Origin of the sequence: Streptomyces puniciscabiei, assembly GCF_006715785.1 — a bacterium.
Classification (GTDB): Bacteria; Actinomycetota; Actinomycetes; order Streptomycetales; family Streptomycetaceae; genus Streptomyces; species Streptomyces puniciscabiei.
Genome location: NZ_VFNX01000001.1, coordinates 6,255,742 through 6,271,734 on the forward strand (window position 1 = coordinate 6,255,742; position 15,993 = coordinate 6,271,734).

Here is a 15,993-nt window from a genome sequence, read left to right on the forward strand (position 1 = left end):
CCGGTCAGTCCTCTCGGGTGGTGGCGTGGTCGTCGCCGAGCCGGCCCCGGACGGCGTCGAACCGCTTCATGCGTTCCAGTACGGCGTCCGCCGTCGGGCGTTCCATGTCGTCCACGATGCGTCCGTCGGCCAGGAACAGCACCAGGTCGGAGTGGGCGGCGGCGCCGGGATCGTGGGTGACCATGACGACGGTCTGCCCGAGTTCGTCCACCGCCTCGCGCAGAAAGCCCAGCACCTCCAGACCGGCCCGCGAGTCGAGGTTGCCGGTCGGCTCGTCGGCGAAGATCAGCTCCGGCCGGGAGGCCAGCGCCCGCGCGCAGGCGACCCGCTGCTGCTGACCGCCGGAGAGCTGGGCGGGCCGGTGCGTGAGGCGGTCGCGCAGGCCGAGCGTGTCGATGACCTGGTCCAGCCACTGCGGATCGGGCTTGCGGCCCGCGATGTCCATGGGCAGGGTGATGTTCTCGGCGGCCGTCAGCGTCGGGATGAGGTTGAACGACTGGAACATGAACCCGACCCGGTCCCGCCTGAGCCGGGTCAGTTCCCGGTCCCGCAGCCCGGTGATCTCGGTGTCGCCCAGCCACACCTGGCCCGCCGAGACCGTGTCGAGCCCCGCCAGACAGTGCATCAGCGTGGACTTCCCGGACCCGGACGGCCCCATCACGGCGGTGAATCGGCCGCGCGCGATGTCCACGTCCACCGAGTCGAGAGCGATGACGGCCGTCTCGCCGGAGCCGTACGCCTTGGTCAGCCCGCGGGCGCGGGCCGCGACGGCGCCGCCCGGCGCGTGCTGCGCAGCAGGTGTGGACAAGACCGCCTCCCGGTCGCCGGAACCGCCCGTCCCGGGCGAGCGTAGGCGACAAGCCGGCCCGGCGCACCGATTCACGCGCCCTTGCCTTGCTAGCATTCGGGCGCTAGCGTCGAGGTATGGCGAAGACCCAGCTGAACGTGCGCGTGGACGAGGGCACCGCCCGCGCCGCCCGCGAACGCGCCCTGGCCCGCGGTATCAGCGTCAACCGCTATATCGAAGAGCTGGTCAGACAGGACACCGGTGAGGCGGGCCGTACGTTCGTGGAGGCCGCCGCCGACTTCATGAAGCAGTACGAGTCCGTGTTCGCCGAGGAGTTCGCCGAGACCCGCGGCACCGGTGTCGGGGACGGCCGCTGATCCCTTGAACGAGCTCAGCATCGACCTCGCCTGGCTCCTCATGCTCGCCGAACAGAAGACACCCGGGGACCCGCAGGTCACCGACTGGGGCGCGCTGGTCGCCGCCGTCGCCCGGCACCGCGCCGAGATATTCGGCGTGCCCGTCTACGACGACCCGCACGCCCGTGCCGCCTCCCTGCTCCAGTTGCTGATCCATCTCCCGGCGCTGGAGCGCTCCAACGCGCTGTTCGCCTCGGCGGTCGCCTATGCCTACCTGGTCGCCAGCGGCGAGAAGGTGGCCACCTCGCCCGAGCAGGTGCGGGACCTCGCCCGGCTGGTGAAGGAGGGCGCGGCCGGGGTGGACGACATCGCGCGCGAACTGCGCCGCTGGAGCCTGTGACTTCAGGTGCGGCGCCGGGGCGCGCGGGCCGCAGGCGCGGGGCCGGGTCCAAGATCAGCGTGCGTCCGGCTCGTCCGGCCGCCAGGCGACCCCGAGCACGCAGTACGAGGTCGGCAGTGCCGGGCCGTTCTCCGGCAGCAGTACCTGCCGTTGCGGGCCGAGCGTGAGCCCGGCCTCGCGCAGCGCGGCCACCGGCTGCCGGGCCAGATGGCAGCCGCCGGTCAGCGTGGGCCACACGGTCCGGTCCAGGGAGCGCTGGGTCAGTCTCATCACCCGGCCGCCGCCCTGGCCGTGCTCGAAGAACCGCACCTGTCCGCCCGGTTTGACCACCCGTCGTACCTCGCCCAGCGCGCGCGCCACGTCCCGGACGCTGCACAGCACCAGGGACAGCACGGCCGCGTCGAAGGCCTCGCTCTTGACCGGCAGCGCCTCCGCCGCGCCCGGCACCACGTCGACCGGAACCTCGGAACGCAGGGCCGACTCCAGAGCCAACTTCCTGAGCAGCGGCTCCGGTTCGATCGCGACGACCTCGGCGACGGCACCGGGATAGTGCGAGAAGTTCAGCCCGTTGCCCGCGCCGATCTCGATCACCCGGCCGGACAGCCCGGCCAGCAGCCGCTGCCGTATCCCGGCCATGCCCATCCGGGTCTCGGCGCTCACACTGCAGCGGGCGTAGAAGCGGGCGAACAGGGGGTGGTGGACGGGACTCCGCGCCACCTTGCCGGAGCCGGACAGCAGCCGCATGGGGAACCTCCCGGGGGGACGGCCTAGGAACAGTGTCCCCCGTGGAAGGCCACCGCACCCCCGGCGCGTGTTCCCCTGCGCGGGGGCGAGGTCAGGCGGGCTGCCACAGCTCGACCCGATTGCCCTCGGGATCGGTGACCCAGCCGAATCGGCCGACGCCCTCCATGTCCTGCGTCTCGTCGGACACGTCCGCTCCCTTGGCGCGCAATTGCGCGAGCATCGCATCCAGGTCGCGCACCCGGAAGTTGAGCATGGTCTGCTGGGCGCGGGTCCCGAAGTAGCCGGTCTCGGACTCGAACGCCGCGAACACCGTCGGCCCGGCTCCCTGGCGCCACAGACCGTTCTCGTCGGCGTCCAGGCCCAGGCAGTCGCGGTACCAGGCGTTCAGGGCAGCCGGGTCGGCAGCCCGCATGAAGTAGCCGCCGATTCCAAGCACACGTTCCATGCCGCCATCCTGCCAGGACGGCGGCCGGAAGGTCGGCCGACGGCGTGGGACGGGCCGGGATCCGGTGCTGCCCGGCACCGGATCCCGTACACCGCCCCGGTCTACGGCGCCACCCGTACCCGGAACGCCTCCGCATCCCATGTGCCGTCCAGGCGGGGCGCCAGCCACTTCCGTGCCGCCGCGCGGAAGCCGGCCGGTGCCAGCGACCCCGCCCCGGCGGGGATCGCGCCGAGCAGCGGAGCGGCAGCGACCTCGGGGAGGTCGGCCACGTTGCAGCGGGACGCGAGGTCGGGGGAGTCGGGCCAGCTGCCGATCACCACACCTGCCAACTCCAGCTTCCGGCGGCGTAGTTCGAGTGCCGTCAGCTCCGTGGTGTTGAGGGTGCCCAGGCCCGCCTGGGCGACCACCAGCACCGGTGCGCCGAGCAGCTCGGCCGCGTCGGCCAGCGTGCCGCCGGCCGCGTCGAAGCGGACGAGCAGTCCGCCCGCCCCCTCGACCAGTACCAGATCGTGCTCCGCGGCCAGCTTGGCCGCCCGTTCGGCCACCTCGTGCGGGTGGACGGGGGCCATGCCCGCCCGCCGGGCCGCGGTGCCGGGCGCCAACGGCTCCGGATAGCGCGCCAGTTCCGTGGCCGTGACCGTCCCCGCGAGCCGCGCGACCTCGTCGGCGTCACCGCGCTCGTCCGGCCGTACGCCCGTCTGCGCGGCCTTCAGCACGGCCACCGAGCGCCCCGCTGCGAGCGCCGCGGCGGCGACGGCGGCGGTGGTGACGGTCTTGCCGACCTCCGTGCCCGTGCCCGTGATCACCAGTACCGGCATGTCATCCCTCCCGTGCCGCGGCGCACACCGCGCGCGCGATCCTCGCCACGTCCTCGTCCGAGGTGATGTACGGCGGCATCGTGTAGATCAGGTCGCGGAACGGGCGCAGCCACACGCCTTCCCGCACGGCGGCGGCGGTGGCCGCGGCCATGTCCACCTCGTGGTCGAGCTGGACGACGCCGATCGCCCCGAGGACGCGGACGTCCTTCACACCGGGCAGCTCGCGCGCCGGCGACAGGCCCTCCCACAGGCCCGCCTCGATCCGCTTGACCTCCGTCCGCCAGTCCTGCCCCAGGAGCAGCTCGATGGACGCGCAGGCCACGGCCGCCGCCAGCGGGTTGCCCATGAACGTCGGTCCGTGCGCGAGCACCGGCACCTCGCCCCGCGAGATGCCGTCGGCGACCCGGGCGGTGCACAGCGTGGCCGCCAGCGTCAGATAGCCGCCGGTCAGCGCCTTGCCCACGCACATCACATCCGGGGTGACACCCGCGTGCTCCGCCGCGAACAGCGCGCCGGTGCGGCCGAAGCCGGTGGCGATCTCGTCGAACACCAGCAGCACGTCGTGTGCGTCGCAGGCCTCACGCAGCACCTGCAGATAGCCGGGGGAGTGGAAGCGCATGCCGCCCGCGCCCTGTACCACCGGCTCCACGATCACCGCGGCCAGCTCGTCCGCGTGGCGGGCGACCAGTTCGCGAAGCTGGTCGGCGTACCACTCCTCGTAGTCCGCCGGCGGCGCGTCCGCGAACACCTGGCGCGGCAGCACGCCCGACCACAGCGCGTGCATCCCGCCCTCGGGGTCGCACACCGACATCGGGTTCCAGGTGTCGCCGTGGTAGCCGCCCCGCCAGGTCAGCATCCGCTGCTTGCCGGGCCGGCCGAGCGAGCGCCAGTACTGCAGGCACATCTTCACCGCGACCTCGACCGACACCGAACCGGAGTCGGCCAGGAAGACATGCTCCAGGCCTTCTGGCGACATGTCGACAAGATGCTTCGCGAGCCGTACGGCGGGCTCGTGCGTGAGCCCGCCGAACATCACATGGCTCATCCGCCCGAGCTGCTCACGCGCCGCCTCGTTCAGGACCGGGTGGTTGTAGCCGTGGATCGCCGACCACCAGGACGACATGCCGTCCACCAACTCGCCCGAGCCGTCCGCGAGCCGCAGCCGGACCCCGCTCGCCGACTCCACGACGAGCGGTTCGGCACGTCCGGGCATCGGGCCGTACGGATGCCACACATGCCGTCGGTCCAGCTCCAGCAGCTCGGGCACGGTCAGGCCGGGCAGCTCAGGCATTGGGCGCGAGGTCCGTCCCGGCGCCCCGGCGGCGGACGGCGACGAGATCGGTGCGCGCCTCCTGCGCGGCCGGCGCGGCCGTCGTACCGCACGCGCCCTCGTGACCGCAGGCGTCCGCGCCCTCGTGCGAGCCACAGCCCTCGTGCGAACCGCAGACCGACCCGCAGCCGGCCGCGGCCTCCACCCGGTGCTGCGGCAGCGTCACCTCGCCGGCGCCCTCCACCTCGAACCCGGCGTCCGCGATCATCTCCAGGTCGGCCTTGCCGGCCTGGCCCTCGCTGGTCAGGTAGTCGCCGAGGAAGATGGAGTTGGCCAGGTGCAGCGCGAGCGGCTGCATCGTGCGCAGGTGGACCTCACGGCCGCCCGCGATCCGGACCTCCACGTCCGGGCAGACGAACCGGACCATCGCGAGGATCCGCAGACACCGCTGCGGAGTGAGGTTCCACTCCTTGGCCAGCGGGGTGCCCTCGAACGGGATGAGGAAGTTCACCGGCACCGAGTCCGGGTCCAGTTCGCGCAGGCTGAAGACCACGTCCACCAGGTCCTCGTCGCTCTCGCCCATGCCCGCGATCAGACCGGAGCAGGCGGACAGACCGGCCGCGTGCGCCTTCTGCACCGTGTCCACCCGGTCGGCGTACGTGTGCGTGGTCGTGATGTCCGCGTACGTCCCCTCGGACGTGTTGAGGTTGTGGTTGTAGGCGTCCGCGCCCGCCTCGCGCAGCCGCTCGGCCTGGCCGTCGGAGAGCAGACCGAGGCAGGCGCACACCTCGACGTGCTCGTTCTGCTCCTTGATGGTCCGGATCGTCTCCGAGACCCGGTCCACGTCACGGTCCGTCGGGCCGCGCCCGCTGGCCACGAGGCAGACCCGCTTGGCGCCGCCCGCGAGGCCCGCGGCGGCCGCCTGGGAGGCCTCGTCGGGCTTGAGCCAGGTGTACTTCAGGATGTCGGCCTTCGAGCCGAGCCGCTGGGAACAGTACGAGCAGTCCTCAGGGCACAGACCCGACTTGAGGTTCACCAGATAGTTGAGTTTCACCCGTCGCCCGAACCAGTGCCGGCGCACCTTTCCGGCCGCGGCCACCACATCGAGCACGTCGTCGTCGGAGGTGGCCAGAACGGCGAGCGCTTCCTCGCGGGTCGGCAGCTCGCGCCGCAGTCCCTTGTCCACCAGCGTGTTCAGCAGGTCCATGAAGCCTGATCCTGTCCTACGGGACCGCCCCGGGCCAAGGAGAGTTCGCACAACGAAGGCGGATCACCGTGTGGGTATTGCCACACCGTGGGTGACTGGTAGTGCCGCTAGTGTCTGTCCGCTACCTACAAAAGCCCCGGAGGACCCATGGCGTTCGGCTGGATCGACGAGCAGGCCGAGGCGCGCCGCCGCGCCGGACTCGTACGCACCCTGCGCCCGCGCCCCGCCGAGTCAGCCCTGCTGGATCTGGCGAGCAACGACTACCTGGGCCTCGCCCACCACCCCGAGGTCACCGAGGGGGCCGTCCGGGCCGCCCGGACCTGGGGCGGCGGCTCGACCGGCTCCCGGCTCGTCACCGGCACCACCGAGCTGCACACCGAGCTGGAGCGCGAGCTGGCCGAATTCTGCGGTTTCGAGGCGGCGCTGGTCTTCTCCTCCGGTTACGCCGCCAACCTGGCCGCCGTCACCACGCTCGGCCCGCACGGCTCGCTGATCGTCTCCGACGCCGGCAACCACGCCTCTCTCATCGACGGCTGCCGGCTGGCGCGGGGCGAGCGGCAGGTCGTCGCGCACGCCGATCCGGAGGCGGTGCGCAAGGCCCTGGCCACCCACCAGGGACCGGCGATCGTCGTCTCCGACACGGTGTTCTCGGTCGACGGCGACCGGGCACCGCTGGCCGGGCTGGCCGAGGCGTGCCGGGAGCGCGGCGCGGGACTGGTCGTGGACGACGCGCACGGGCTCGGGGTGCTGGGCGACGGCGGCCGGGGCGCGCCGTACGCGGCCGGTCTCTCGGGCGCCGCGGACGTGGTGGTCACCGCCACCCTGTCCAAGTCGCTGGGCAGTCAGGGGGGAGTGGTGCTCGGCCCGGCGCGGGTGATCGACCACCTGGTCAACGCGGCCCGGACCTTCATCTTCGACACCGGCCTCGCCCCGGCGGCGGCCGGCGCCGCGCTGGCGGCACTGCGGCTGCTCGTCCGCGAGCCGGAGCGTGCGGCGCGGGCCCGCGCGGTGGCCGCGGAACTGCACGCACGGCTGACCACCGCGGGTCTGGAAGCGGTGCGTCCGGACGCCGCGGTGGTCTCGGTGCGGGCTCCGTCCCCGGAGCAGGCCGTGCGCTGGGCGGCCGACTGCCGCACCGCGGGGCTCGCCGTGGGCTGTTTCCGTCCTCCCTCCGTGCCCGACGGCATCTCACGGCTGCGGCTGACGGCCCGGGCGGACCTGTCCGGGGCCGAGATCGAACGCGCTGTACGGGTGATCGGCGAAACGCGACCATGAGTCGGCGTGACACGGCCGTGCTTCGACCTTGGCTGGTCATGAGTGATCGGTTGGGATCGCTTCTGATCGGAGAGTGCTTCAGAGAGTGCTGAGGAAGCCGGCCCAGCTCTCGGCGGAGAAGAGCAGCGCGGGTCCGGCCGGGCTCTTGGAGTCGCGCACGGCGAGCAGTCCGGCCCCGCGGCCGGAGCGCGGCCGGGCCGTCTCCACGCAGTTGTTGGCTCCCGTGCTGTAGCTGCTGCGCAGCCAGCGCACGTCGTGCAGGTCGGTACTGGCAGGGACGTTCCGAGGCAGTGCTGACATGGTGCCTCCTTACGCGCCGTCACCTATCCCGGCGATGTAGTCCAACGTGTCCTCGGGTGAGAGGGCGTGCATCCGAAGGGTGTCGAAGGCCTCCGTGTAGGCCATGAGGTCTTCTTTCCGTTCGAGGTAGAGGCTACTCGTCAACTGGTCGAGAACAACCACATCCAGATCAGAAGTGCTCGGAAATGACAAGATAACGAAAGGCCCGGTGAGGCCGACATGCGCTCCGGCCCCGAACGGCAGTACCTGGAGCCGGACTTGGGGCAGCCGGGCCGCCTCCATCAGCCGCTCCAGCTGCCGGGCCATCACCTCGGGGCCGCCGACCTCGCGCCGCAGCACCGCCTCGTCCAGCACCGCGCTCAGCTCCAGCGGGGGGTCGGCGCGGAGCACGTCCTGCCTGGCCAGCCGCACCTCCACCAGCGTGTCCAGGCCCTCCTCGTCCAGGTCCGTCACGGCCGCCCGGGTCACCGCCCGGGCGTACTCGGGCGTCTGCAGCAGGCCGGGTACGACCGTGGTCTCCAGGGTGCGCATAGTGCTGGCCTGCGACTCCAGGCTGATGAAATCCCGGTACGCGGGCGGCAGCACCCCGCGGTAGGCGTGCCACCAGCGGTGCCGGTCGCCCGTGTCCTCGGAGCCCGCCAGCATCAGCAGCAACTCGCGCAGTTGTCCGTCCCGTACCTCGTAGGCGTCGAGAAGTAACCGCACATCGGCTGGTTTCACACCACTGGCACCGGTCTCGATACGGCTGACCTTCGACTGGTGCCAGCCGACCAGCCGGGCCGCCTCACCGCTCGTGAGCCCAGCACCCGTGCGCAGCGTGCGCAGTTCGGCGCCCAGTTTCCGGCGGCGCACGGCCGGCCCGTTCTGCATGGGCTCCTCCTTACTCCTTCCGGGCCGCCCGAATACGGTCTCGCGTCGTAGAGTTCACCGCTTTGGGCGACAGATATATGCATATCTTGGTGGATCGCTCCCCGTGACCGGCGCCGTGATGGCAGTCTGACGAGCAAGCACCAGTCCGGGACCGTACTCGAACCATCCGGCTCCGTGTCGGACTGCGGTCCCGTGGGAAAGGGACGACGTCGCCATGGCAGACCATCTGGAAGCATCCGTCACTCTGCCGAGCGATCCCGCCTCGGTCTCCGCCGCCCGCACGTATGTCGTGGGCACGCTCGCGGAGTGGGGCCTGCCGTCGGACACCGAGACGGCCGACACCGTGCGGCTCATCGTCTCCGAACTCGCCACGAACGCCGTACAGCACACCTTCGGTCAGTCACCCACCTTCACGGTCGACATCGCGCTGGACCGTGACGAACATCTGCGCATCGGCGTCACGGACAGTCACCCGCGCTTTCCGAAGAGACTGCCCGCCGCCGTCCAGCAGGACAACGGCCGCGGCATGGTCATCATCCGCTGGCTCACCGCGGAGTGCGGCGGCAAGCTCCGCGTCCGCCCCACCCGCGAGGGCGGCAAGACGGTCTCCATCGAACTCCCCTGGATCATCCCGGCCGAGCCGGTGCCTGTGGCGGCCCCGCAGGAGCCGTAGCCCTCCGGGCGGGGCGTGGGCGCGTGGTGCTGGTGCTCTCACCGCGTGCCCGCATCGGGGAGGGCGGGGCGACGACGGCCGGAGACGACGGACAGGACAAGGGGGGCGGCGGGCACGGGAGCCGGGGCAAGGCCAACTCCGGTACGGCGGCACACCGAGGGCCCAAGGTGCCCGGCGGACGTCGCCGGGTGCGCCCCGAAGTGCCCGGGGTACGGAGGGGCGTCGTAGCCCCTGGGCGGCCCGCTCGGGCGCTCAAGCTCCCGGTGAGCGTCCGGCTCTGCCGAATGCTCCTCGGAGCAGTGCGCGGAAGGCGTCCGCGGCCGGCGTCGATTCGTCGGGGCGGTAGGCCACGGAGATGGTGCGGTGCAGGCGGCCCGCTTCCAGGGGGCGTACGCCGACCGGTGTGGAGGCCGTGCGGGCCACCATCTCGGGGACGACGGCCACGCCGAGGCCGGCGCTGACGAGGGCGCAGACCACCGCGTATCCGGGGGTCGGGACGAGCAGGGCGGGTGTGGCGCCCGCCTCGGACAGCAGGGCCTCGACGTCCCGGCGGGCCGGATGGTGCGGTGCCATGCTGATCAGCGGCTGTCCCGCCAGCTCGGCCAGTGGCAGCCGGGACGAGGTGCTGCTCAGGGCGTGTCCGGGCGCGGTCACGAGCACCAGTTCCTCCACCAGGACCGGCTCCAGACGCACCGACGACGGCACCGGGGAACGCTCGGCGGGGTGGTACGTGTGGGTCAGCGCCAGGTCCACCTCGCCGGCCGCCACGGCCGTGACCCCGGTCGGCGGGTCGTAGTCCGCGACCGACAGCGTCACGTCCGGGTGGGCCCGGCGGAACGCGCTCAGCGCCGGCGGCAGCAGATGCACCCCTGCGGTCGGGAAGGTGCCGAGCCGCAGCGCGCCGCCGGTGAGACCGGTCAGCCGGGCCAGCTCGTGCCGGGCCTGTTCCAGCTCGTCCAGCACTCGCCGGGCCCGTGCCACCAGCGCCTCGCCCGCCTCGGTCAGCCGGGCCCCACGATGGTGCCGCACCAGCAGCGCGGTACCCGCCTCCCGCTCCAGCTTGGCCAGTTGCTGGGAGAGGGCGGGCGGCGTGTAGCCGAGCCGGTCGGCGGCCCGGGTGATGGAGCCGGCCTCCGCGACGGCCACCAGTGCGGCCAGCCGGGTCGGGTCGTACATGGCGCCAGCCTAAAGCATTGCTTCAGGCTGACCCAGGAAAGCCGAAATACCTGCTGAAGGCCCCGTCGAGGCAGTCTGGGCGCATGGACGGACAGCTCATCGCCTTCACCGGGATCGCCGCCGGACTGGTCGCCATGCCGGGCGCCGACTTCACCGTGGTCGTCCGCAACGCGCTGGTCTCACGCCGGGCCGGCGCGGTCTGCGGACTCGGCATCGCGGGCGGACTCCTGGTGCACACCACCCTGGCGGTGGCCGGTGTCGCGGCCGTGCTGGTGGCCGTGCCCGCGCTGTTCCGGGCGCTGCAACTGCTGGGCGGCGCCTATGTGCTGCACCTCGGGGTGCGCACGCTGTGGTCGCTGCGGGGAGCCGTCCAGTCGCCCGAGGACTCGGCGGCCGAGCCGGCGCACCCGCTCCGGCAGGGCTTTGTCACCAACGTCCTCAACCCGAAGGCCTCGCTGACCTTCCTCAGCCTGCTGCCGCAGTTCGTGCCCGCCGGGAGCCCCGCGCTGCCCCGGACACTGCTGCTCGCCCTCATCGTGTGCGCGCTGGCGCTGGTGTGGTTCCAGGTGGTCGCGCTGCTGGTGGACCGTCTGGGCAGATGGCTGCGCCGGCCCCGGGCCGCCCGTGGGCTCCAGGCGGGCACCGGGGTGGCGCTGACGGTGCTTGGAGCGGCCCTGCTGCTGGAGCCGCTCCTGCCCTGAGGACGGGTCAGCTGACCCGGCCGTACCAGACGCTCGGCGTCCAGATCTTCTCGAGCCGGACCACGGAACCGGTCCTCGGGGCGTGCCAGATCTTGTTGTGCCCGGCGTAGATGCCGACGTGGTAGACGTAGGAACCCGAGTGGAAGAACACCAGGTCACCGGCCCTGCGTTGACGGGCGGAGATGTGGTTCGTCCGGTTGTACTGCTGTGCGGCGGTACGCGGCAGGGTCTTGCCCGCCTTCTTGAACGAGTAGAGCGTCAGCCCCGAGCAGTCGAACCTGCGCGGCCCCGTGGCCCCGTACTGGTACGGAGACCCCTTCTTGGAGGCCGCGACCTGCAGTGCTTTGGTCGCGAGCGTCGCGGCCGAGGCATCGGTGGCGAGCCCGGGGACCGCGATCGAGCCGCCGACGGCGGCGAGGGTGAGGGCCGAGGCCGTGCCGGCCCGGGCCATGAGCGACGGGACACGATTAGGCGCAGTCATGCGCAACCCTTCGTCAGCCGCCTGTGAAGGATGACCTGTCGGATTCGGGCTGGCGAAGTTGCCCGGCCGCGTTGCCGCGGCTTCACCCCAAGGGCTGCTCGGAACGACCGGCCGTCTGCGACGTACAGACGAACATCCGTTCCGGCGACCCGTCTTGCCTGGGTCCTCCACTCCTGCCGATCCACTCCTGTCGACCGGTCATCCGGGCGGCGGCAGGACTCGGCGTCCGCCCGGACCGCCCCGCCGCGGTGGCGGGGGCTTGTCGTCGGACGGGATCTTCACCCACACCGGTCCGAAAATCCCAACGCATCCGTGGATTTGTGGCATTACTCACCACTCACCCGTTCGGGTGGACAGGGTTCTGTTCGAGGCGTCGTCAGTTCTCTTACGTAGCCCCCCACCTGGGAAGAAGCGCCTTCTCGGGAACGGAGGACACGCGCTGGGCGCAAGTCGGGAGGCTCGTAGAACGATCGGGATATACACCGGTCGGCGGTACGTCGTTCGGGCCGTTTCAACTCCGGCCCGAGCGGCTCCTGTCGACAACCGGGGCGCGTCCGGCTGGTCCGACCGTCCGGATCAGCCGACACCGTCGGGCGGGAGCGCGACGCGCGCGGTACGGCGTTCACCGTCCAGCAGCCGCAAGGCCCGTGCCAGCGTGTCCCCGTGCAGCTCCGTCTCGCCCCGCCGGTGCATCAACGCGAGGGCGTCACGCAGCTCTGCGGCCTTGCGCGCCAGGGCCTGGGCGGCGCGCAGCCGGTGATAGGTGTCCCCGCCGCGCGCGGGGTTGATGCGGCCCAGCAGGTCGGCGGCCTCGAGATAACGGTCGATCAGTTCGCCCTCGGCACGCGTCAGTGCCGGCAGCGGCGGCAGTTCCGGCAGCATCGGCGGCTCACCTCGCGTCCGGTGCGCCGGGGGTGCTCCGCCGGCCGGGCACGACGGCGTCGACCAGGCCGTAGGCCACCGCCCCGGCGGCGTCGAGGACCAAGTCCCGCTCCAGATCACGCCGTACCTGCTCGGCCGTGCGCCCGGTGTGCCGTACCAGCATCTCCTCGGCCACTGTGCGCATCCGGGCCAACTCCTCGGCCTGGATGAGCAGGTCGCTGAACTGCCCCTGCATCGGTTCCGGGAGCTGCGGCTGCTCGATCACCACGCGCGCGCCCGGCAGCATGAACCGCTTGCCCGGGGTGCCGGCCGCGAGCAGCAGGGCGGAGTGGGAGGCGGCCTGACCCAGGCAGTAGGTCGCCACGTCGCAACTGACGTAGCGCATCGTGTCGTAGACCGCCGTCAGCGCGCTGAACGTGCCGCCGGGGGAGTTGACGTACAGCGTGATGTCCCGCTCCGGGGCGGCGTGTTCGAGGTACATGAACTGCGCCATCACGTCGTTCGCCGCCGTGTCGTCCAGCGTGGTACCGAGGAAGACGATCCGGTCCTCGAAGAGCTTGCCGTAGGGATCGAGCGTGCGGGCACCGCTGCCGGTGCGCTCGGTGAACTCGGGCAGGACCTGACGGGCGAACGCTCGGGACATGGGACACCCCTTCTCATCGCACGGCCCCTGGCGGGCTCGGCTTCTGTAAAAAATGTACAGGACGTACCTGACGTACGATGGGGGTATGGCCTACGAGATTCCGGTGACGCAAGCCAGGGCTGAGCTCGCCGATCTGATCAACCGGGTGGTGTACGGCGGTGAGCGCGTCGTCGTGACACGGCACGGCAAGCCGCTGGTCGCGCTCGTCTCGGCGGCCGACCTGGAGCGGCTGGACGCGCTGGAGGAGGCGGCCGGGGAGCAGGTCGTCAGCTCGGTCTCGGGCGTCCGCGAGGCCGGTTCCGCCACGCGCGAACAGCAGCGGTTCGGGATCGCGGCGGAGCATCGCGGTCCCGGCATGGCCGCCGAGCATCGCGGCCCGGGCGTGTCCTGACCCGCGCGGGTATCGGGGGTCCCATCGCGCGGTCAGCTGTGGATCAAGGTCTGGTTAACGTCGCTGAAACTCCGGCGCTCTAGCCTGCCGATCCACGCCATCAGGGGTTTTTCTGCCCGGATTGACGACGATCCGGGGATTTGTCTGTGTGTTACACCTATCCCCGTCGCGATGGCTGCGGCAACCCGGACCCCGCACGGTCCGGAGCAAGGACTGTGAGGTGGGACGTGCAACTGACCCCGCATGAGCAAGAGAGGCTGCTGATCCACGTGGCGGCCGACGTGGCCGAGAAGCGCAGGGCCCGCGGGCTCAAGCTCAACCACCCGGAAGCGGTCGCCCTCATCACGTCTCACATCCTCGAGGGCGCGCGTGACGGCCGTACCGTCGCCGAACTCATGTCCTCCGGCCGCAAGCTCCTCACCAGGGACGACGTCATGGACGGGGTCCCCGAGATGATCCACGACGTCCAGGTCGAGGCCACCTTCCCGGACGGCACCAAGCTCGTCACCGTCCACGAGCCGATCATCTGAGGGGGCCGCGATGATTCCCGGAGAGATCCTGTTCGCGGACGATCCCGTCCTGGTGAACGAGGGCCGCGAGGTCACCCGCCTCACCGTCCTCAACGCCGCCGACCGTCCGGTCCAGGTCGGCTCCCACTACCACTTCGCCGAGGCCAACCCCGGCCTGGAGTTCGACCGCGCCGCGGCCCGCGGCAAGCGGCTGAACGTCGCCGCCGGCACCGCCGTGCGCTTCGAGCCCGGCATCCCCGTCGACGTCGAACTCGTGCCCCTCACCGGCGCCCGGATCGTGCCGGGGCTGCGCGGGGAGACCGGAGGTGCCCTCGATGCCTGAGATCTCGCGTGGCGCCTACGCCGACCTGTTCGGGCCGACCGCCGGTGACCGTGTCCGGCTCGCCGACACCGACCTGCTGATCGAGATCGAGGAGGACCGCTCCGGCGGACCCGGCGCGTCCGGCGACGAGGCGGTCTTCGGCGGCGGCAAGGTCATCCGTGAGTCCATGGGCCAGTCCCGCGCCACCCGGGCCGAGGGCACCCCCGACACCGTCATCACCGGGGTCGTCATCGTCGACCACTGGGGGATCGTCAAGGCCGACGTCGGCATCCGCGACGGCCGGATCGCCGCGATCGGCAAGGCCGGGAACCCGGACACGATGGACGGCGTCCACCCCCGCCTGGTCATCGGTCCCGAGACCGAGATCATCGCGGGCAACGGGCGGATCCTCACCGCCGGCGCCATCGACGCGCACGTGCACTTCATCTGCCCGCAGATCGCCGACGAGGCGCTGGCCTCCGGCATCACAACCCTGGTCGGCGGCGGCACCGGCCCCGCCGAGGGCTCCAAGGCCACCACCGTCACACCCGGCCCCTGGCACCTCGCCCGGATGTTCGAGGCGATGGAGGCCTATCCGGTCAACGTCGGCTTCCTCGGCAAGGGCAACACCGTCTCGCACGAGGCGATGCTCTCCCAGATCCGGGGCGGCGCGGCCGGCCTGAAGCTGCACGAGGACTGGGGCTCGACCCCGGCCGTCATCGACGCCGCGCTGACCGTCGCGGACCGCACCGGCATCCAGGTCGCCATCCACACGGACACCCTGAACGAGGCCGGTTTCGTCGGTGACACCCTCGCCGCGATCGCGGGCCGGGGCATCCACTCGTACCACACCGAGGGGGCCGGCGGCGGGCACGCGCCGGACATCATGACCGTGGTCTCGCAGCCCAACGTGCTGCCCAGCTCCACCAACCCCACCCGGCCCTACACCGTCAACACCGCCGAGGAACACCTCGACATGCTGATGGTCTGTCACCACCTCAACCCCGCCGTCCCCGAGGACCTGGCGTTCGCCGAGTCCCGGATCCGGCCGTCCACCATCGGCGCGGAGGACGTCCTGCACGACCTCGGCGCGATCTCGATCATCTCCTCCGACTCCCAGGCCATGGGCCGCGTCGGCGAGGTCATCCTGCGCACCTGGCAGACGGCCCATGTGATGAAGCGCAGGCGCGGGGCGCTGCCCGGTGACGGACGCGCGGACAACCACCGCGTGCGTCGCTATGTCGCCAAGTACACGATCAATCCCGCGCTCGCCCAGGGTCTCGCCGCCGAGATCGGCTCGGTGGAGACCGGCAAGCTCGCCGACCTCGTGCTGTGGGAACCGGCGTTCTTCGGGGTCAAGCCGCACCTCGTGCTCAAGGGCGGGCAGATCGCCTACGCGCAGATGGGCGACGCCAACGCCTCCATCCCGACCCCGCAGCCGATCCTGCCCCGCCCGATGTACGGCGCGATCGGCCGGGCCCCGGCCGCCAACTCGGTCAACTTCGTGGCCCCGTTGGCGATCGAGGACGGCCTGCCGGAGCGGCTGGGACTCGGCAAGCGGTTCACGGCGATCGCGTCCACGCGTGCGGTGACCAAGGCCGACATGCGCGAGAACGACGCCCGGCCCGACGTCCGGATCGACCCCGACAGCTTCGCCGTCCACATCGACGGCGAACTGGTCGAGGCCACCCCGGCCGCCGAACTGCCCATGGCCCAGCGCTACTTCCTCTTCTGATGGGGTCG

The 15,993-nt window shown here is 71.7% G+C and carries 21 protein-coding genes; 9 read left to right on the forward strand and 12 right to left on the reverse strand.

The window, feature by feature from the left end; translation table 11 throughout:
- Positions 1-4 precede the first annotated feature (4 nt).
- Entirely contained in the window at positions 5-808 is an 804-nt protein-coding gene (locus FB563_RS28985) for an ABC transporter ATP-binding protein (protein ID WP_055706236.1), read from the reverse strand.
- 116 nt (positions 809-924) lie between these two features.
- On the opposite strand from FB563_RS28985, the gene FB563_RS28990 reads away from it, so the two are divergent.
- Positions 925-1,164: a toxin-antitoxin system antitoxin component gene (locus FB563_RS28990; RefSeq protein ID WP_055706235.1), complete on the forward strand. Its 240-nt coding sequence runs from the start codon at positions 925-927 to the stop codon at positions 1,162-1,164.
- Between the two features lie 4 nt (positions 1,165-1,168).
- Complete coding sequence (locus tag FB563_RS28995) at positions 1,169-1,543, forward strand: hypothetical protein (protein WP_055706240.1); 375 nt, start codon at positions 1,169-1,171, stop codon at positions 1,541-1,543.
- Between the two features lie 54 nt (positions 1,544-1,597).
- Here the strand turns inward: FB563_RS28995 and FB563_RS29000 are convergent, their stop codons facing one another.
- The 5 genes from FB563_RS29000 to bioB form a co-directional block, all read right to left on the reverse strand.
- On the reverse strand, positions 1,598-2,287 hold the full coding sequence (locus FB563_RS29000) for a class I SAM-dependent methyltransferase (protein ID WP_055706234.1): 690 nt from the start codon (positions 2,285-2,287) through the stop codon (positions 1,598-1,600).
- Between the two features lie 91 nt (positions 2,288-2,378).
- Positions 2,379-2,732, reverse strand: a complete 354-nt coding sequence (locus FB563_RS29005) for a VOC family protein (protein WP_055706233.1) — start codon at positions 2,730-2,732, stop codon at positions 2,379-2,381.
- A 101-nt stretch (positions 2,733-2,833) separates the two neighbouring features.
- Complete coding sequence (bioD, locus tag FB563_RS29010) at positions 2,834-3,550, reverse strand: dethiobiotin synthase (RefSeq protein ID WP_055706232.1); 717 nt, start codon at positions 3,548-3,550, stop codon at positions 2,834-2,836.
- A 1-nt stretch (position 3,551) separates the two neighbouring features.
- Positions 3,552-4,841, reverse strand: a complete 1,290-nt coding sequence (locus FB563_RS29015) for an adenosylmethionine--8-amino-7-oxononanoate transaminase (RefSeq protein WP_055706231.1) — start codon at positions 4,839-4,841, stop codon at positions 3,552-3,554.
- Entirely contained in the window at positions 4,834-6,027 is a 1,194-nt protein-coding gene (gene bioB, locus FB563_RS29020) for a biotin synthase BioB (RefSeq protein ID WP_055706230.1), read from the reverse strand. The genes FB563_RS29015 and bioB overlap by 8 nt, the downstream gene beginning before the upstream one ends.
- 147 nt (positions 6,028-6,174) lie before the next feature.
- Between bioB and FB563_RS29025 the strand changes: the two genes are divergently transcribed.
- Entirely contained in the window at positions 6,175-7,302 is a 1,128-nt protein-coding gene (locus FB563_RS29025) for an 8-amino-7-oxononanoate synthase (protein WP_055706229.1), read from the forward strand.
- A 78-nt stretch (positions 7,303-7,380) separates the two neighbouring features.
- On the opposite strand, the gene FB563_RS29030 is transcribed toward FB563_RS29025, so the two are convergent.
- Together FB563_RS29030 and FB563_RS29035 are read right to left on the reverse strand one after the other, a co-directional pair.
- On the reverse strand, positions 7,381-7,602 hold the full coding sequence (locus tag FB563_RS29030) for a DUF397 domain-containing protein (protein WP_055706228.1): 222 nt from the start codon (positions 7,600-7,602) through the stop codon (positions 7,381-7,383).
- A gap of 9 nt (positions 7,603-7,611) precedes the next feature.
- On the reverse strand, positions 7,612-8,472 hold the full coding sequence (locus tag FB563_RS29035; protein WP_055706227.1) for a helix-turn-helix domain-containing protein: 861 nt from the start codon (positions 8,470-8,472) through the stop codon (positions 7,612-7,614).
- Positions 8,473-8,686: 214 nt separating this feature from the next.
- Here FB563_RS29035 and FB563_RS29040 point away from each other — a divergent pair, with 214 nt between their 5' ends.
- Positions 8,687-9,145 carry an ATP-binding protein gene (locus tag FB563_RS29040; protein WP_055706226.1) on the forward strand — a complete coding sequence of 153 codons (459 nt, stop codon included), beginning with the start codon at positions 8,687-8,689 and terminating at the stop codon, positions 9,143-9,145.
- Between the two features lie 252 nt (positions 9,146-9,397).
- On the opposite strand, the gene FB563_RS29045 is transcribed toward FB563_RS29040, so the two are convergent.
- Complete coding sequence (locus tag FB563_RS29045) at positions 9,398-10,321, reverse strand: LysR family transcriptional regulator (protein ID WP_055706225.1); 924 nt, start codon at positions 10,319-10,321, stop codon at positions 9,398-9,400.
- Between the two features lie 83 nt (positions 10,322-10,404).
- Between FB563_RS29045 and FB563_RS29050 the strand changes: the two genes are divergently transcribed.
- On the forward strand, positions 10,405-11,022 hold the full coding sequence (locus FB563_RS29050) for a LysE family translocator (protein WP_055706224.1): 618 nt from the start codon (positions 10,405-10,407) through the stop codon (positions 11,020-11,022).
- Positions 11,023-11,029: 7 nt separating this feature from the next.
- Here the strand turns inward: FB563_RS29050 and FB563_RS29055 are convergent, their stop codons facing one another.
- From FB563_RS29055 to FB563_RS29065, 3 genes are all read right to left on the reverse strand, one after another.
- Positions 11,030-11,503, reverse strand: coding sequence for a C40 family peptidase (locus FB563_RS29055; RefSeq protein ID WP_055709746.1), 474 nt, complete (start codon positions 11,501-11,503; stop codon positions 11,030-11,032).
- Positions 11,504-12,079: 576 nt separating this feature from the next.
- The gene (locus FB563_RS29060) at positions 12,080-12,385 is read right to left on the reverse strand and encodes a hypothetical protein (protein ID WP_055709745.1); all 306 of its coding nucleotides are present in this window, start codon (positions 12,383-12,385) and stop codon (positions 12,080-12,082) included.
- Positions 12,386-12,392: 7 nt separating this feature from the next.
- Positions 12,393-13,028: an ATP-dependent Clp protease proteolytic subunit gene (locus tag FB563_RS29065; RefSeq protein WP_055709744.1), complete on the reverse strand. Its 636-nt coding sequence runs from the start codon at positions 13,026-13,028 to the stop codon at positions 12,393-12,395.
- A gap of 85 nt (positions 13,029-13,113) precedes the next feature.
- Here FB563_RS29065 and FB563_RS29070 point away from each other — a divergent pair, with 85 nt between their 5' ends.
- The 4 genes from FB563_RS29070 (at position 13,114) to FB563_RS29085 (ending at position 15,985) form a co-directional block, all read left to right on the forward strand.
- Positions 13,114-13,419 carry a type II toxin-antitoxin system Phd/YefM family antitoxin gene (locus FB563_RS29070; protein ID WP_055709743.1) on the forward strand — a complete coding sequence of 102 codons (306 nt, stop codon included), beginning with the start codon at positions 13,114-13,116 and terminating at the stop codon, positions 13,417-13,419.
- A 227-nt stretch (positions 13,420-13,646) separates the two neighbouring features.
- Positions 13,647-13,949, forward strand: a complete 303-nt coding sequence (locus FB563_RS29075) for an urease subunit gamma (RefSeq protein WP_055709742.1) — start codon at positions 13,647-13,649, stop codon at positions 13,947-13,949.
- A 10-nt stretch (positions 13,950-13,959) separates the two neighbouring features.
- Positions 13,960-14,271 (forward strand): urease subunit beta, encoded by a 312-nt coding sequence (locus tag FB563_RS29080; RefSeq protein ID WP_055709741.1) that lies wholly within the window; start codon positions 13,960-13,962, stop codon positions 14,269-14,271.
- The gene (locus tag FB563_RS29085) at positions 14,264-15,985 is read left to right on the forward strand and encodes an urease subunit alpha (protein ID WP_142218987.1); all 1,722 of its coding nucleotides are present in this window, start codon (positions 14,264-14,266) and stop codon (positions 15,983-15,985) included. The genes FB563_RS29080 and FB563_RS29085 overlap by 8 nt, the downstream gene beginning before the upstream one ends.
- The last annotated feature ends 8 nt before the right edge of the window (positions 15,986-15,993 follow it).

Bases quoted from the DNA above. Each gene is read 5' to 3' on its own strand.
- FB563_RS29080 (WP_055709741.1), top strand. From the start codon at position 13,960: ATGATTCCCGGAGAGATCCTGTTCGCGGACGATCCCGTCCTGGTGAAC.
- FB563_RS29040 (WP_055706226.1), top strand. From the start codon at position 8,687: ATGGCAGACCATCTGGAAGCATCCGTCACTCTGCCGAGCGATCCCGCC.
- FB563_RS29070 (WP_055709743.1), top strand. From the start codon at position 13,114: ATGGCCTACGAGATTCCGGTGACGCAAGCCAGGGCTGAGCTCGCCGAT.
- FB563_RS29065 (WP_055709744.1), bottom strand. From the start codon at position 13,028: ATGTCCCGAGCGTTCGCCCGTCAGGTCCTGCCCGAGTTCACCGAGCGC.
- FB563_RS29000 (WP_055706234.1), bottom strand. From the start codon at position 2,287: ATGCGGCTGCTGTCCGGCTCCGGCAAGGTGGCGCGGAGTCCCGTCCAC.
- FB563_RS29060 (WP_055709745.1), bottom strand. From the start codon at position 12,385: ATGCTGCCGGAACTGCCGCCGCTGCCGGCACTGACGCGTGCCGAGGGC.
- bioB (WP_055706230.1), bottom strand. From the start codon at position 6,027: ATGGACCTGCTGAACACGCTGGTGGACAAGGGACTGCGGCGCGAGCTG.
- FB563_RS29035 (WP_055706227.1), bottom strand. From the start codon at position 8,472: ATGCAGAACGGGCCGGCCGTGCGCCGCCGGAAACTGGGCGCCGAACTG.
- FB563_RS29005 (WP_055706233.1), bottom strand. From the start codon at position 2,732: ATGGAACGTGTGCTTGGAATCGGCGGCTACTTCATGCGGGCTGCCGAC.
- FB563_RS29030 (WP_055706228.1), bottom strand. From the start codon at position 7,602: ATGTCAGCACTGCCTCGGAACGTCCCTGCCAGTACCGACCTGCACGAC.
- FB563_RS29055 (WP_055709746.1), bottom strand. From the start codon at position 11,503: ATGACTGCGCCTAATCGTGTCCCGTCGCTCATGGCCCGGGCCGGCACG.
- FB563_RS29085 (WP_142218987.1), top strand. From the start codon at position 14,264: ATGCCTGAGATCTCGCGTGGCGCCTACGCCGACCTGTTCGGGCCGACC.
- FB563_RS29025 (WP_055706229.1), top strand. From the start codon at position 6,175: ATGGCGTTCGGCTGGATCGACGAGCAGGCCGAGGCGCGCCGCCGCGCC.
- bioD (WP_055706232.1), bottom strand. From the start codon at position 3,550: ATGCCGGTACTGGTGATCACGGGCACGGGCACGGAGGTCGGCAAGACC.
- FB563_RS29015 (WP_055706231.1), bottom strand. From the start codon at position 4,841: ATGCCTGAGCTGCCCGGCCTGACCGTGCCCGAGCTGCTGGAGCTGGAC.
- FB563_RS29050 (WP_055706224.1), top strand. From the start codon at position 10,405: ATGGACGGACAGCTCATCGCCTTCACCGGGATCGCCGCCGGACTGGTC.
- FB563_RS28990 (WP_055706235.1), top strand. From the start codon at position 925: ATGGCGAAGACCCAGCTGAACGTGCGCGTGGACGAGGGCACCGCCCGC.
- FB563_RS29045 (WP_055706225.1), bottom strand. From the start codon at position 10,321: ATGTACGACCCGACCCGGCTGGCCGCACTGGTGGCCGTCGCGGAGGCC.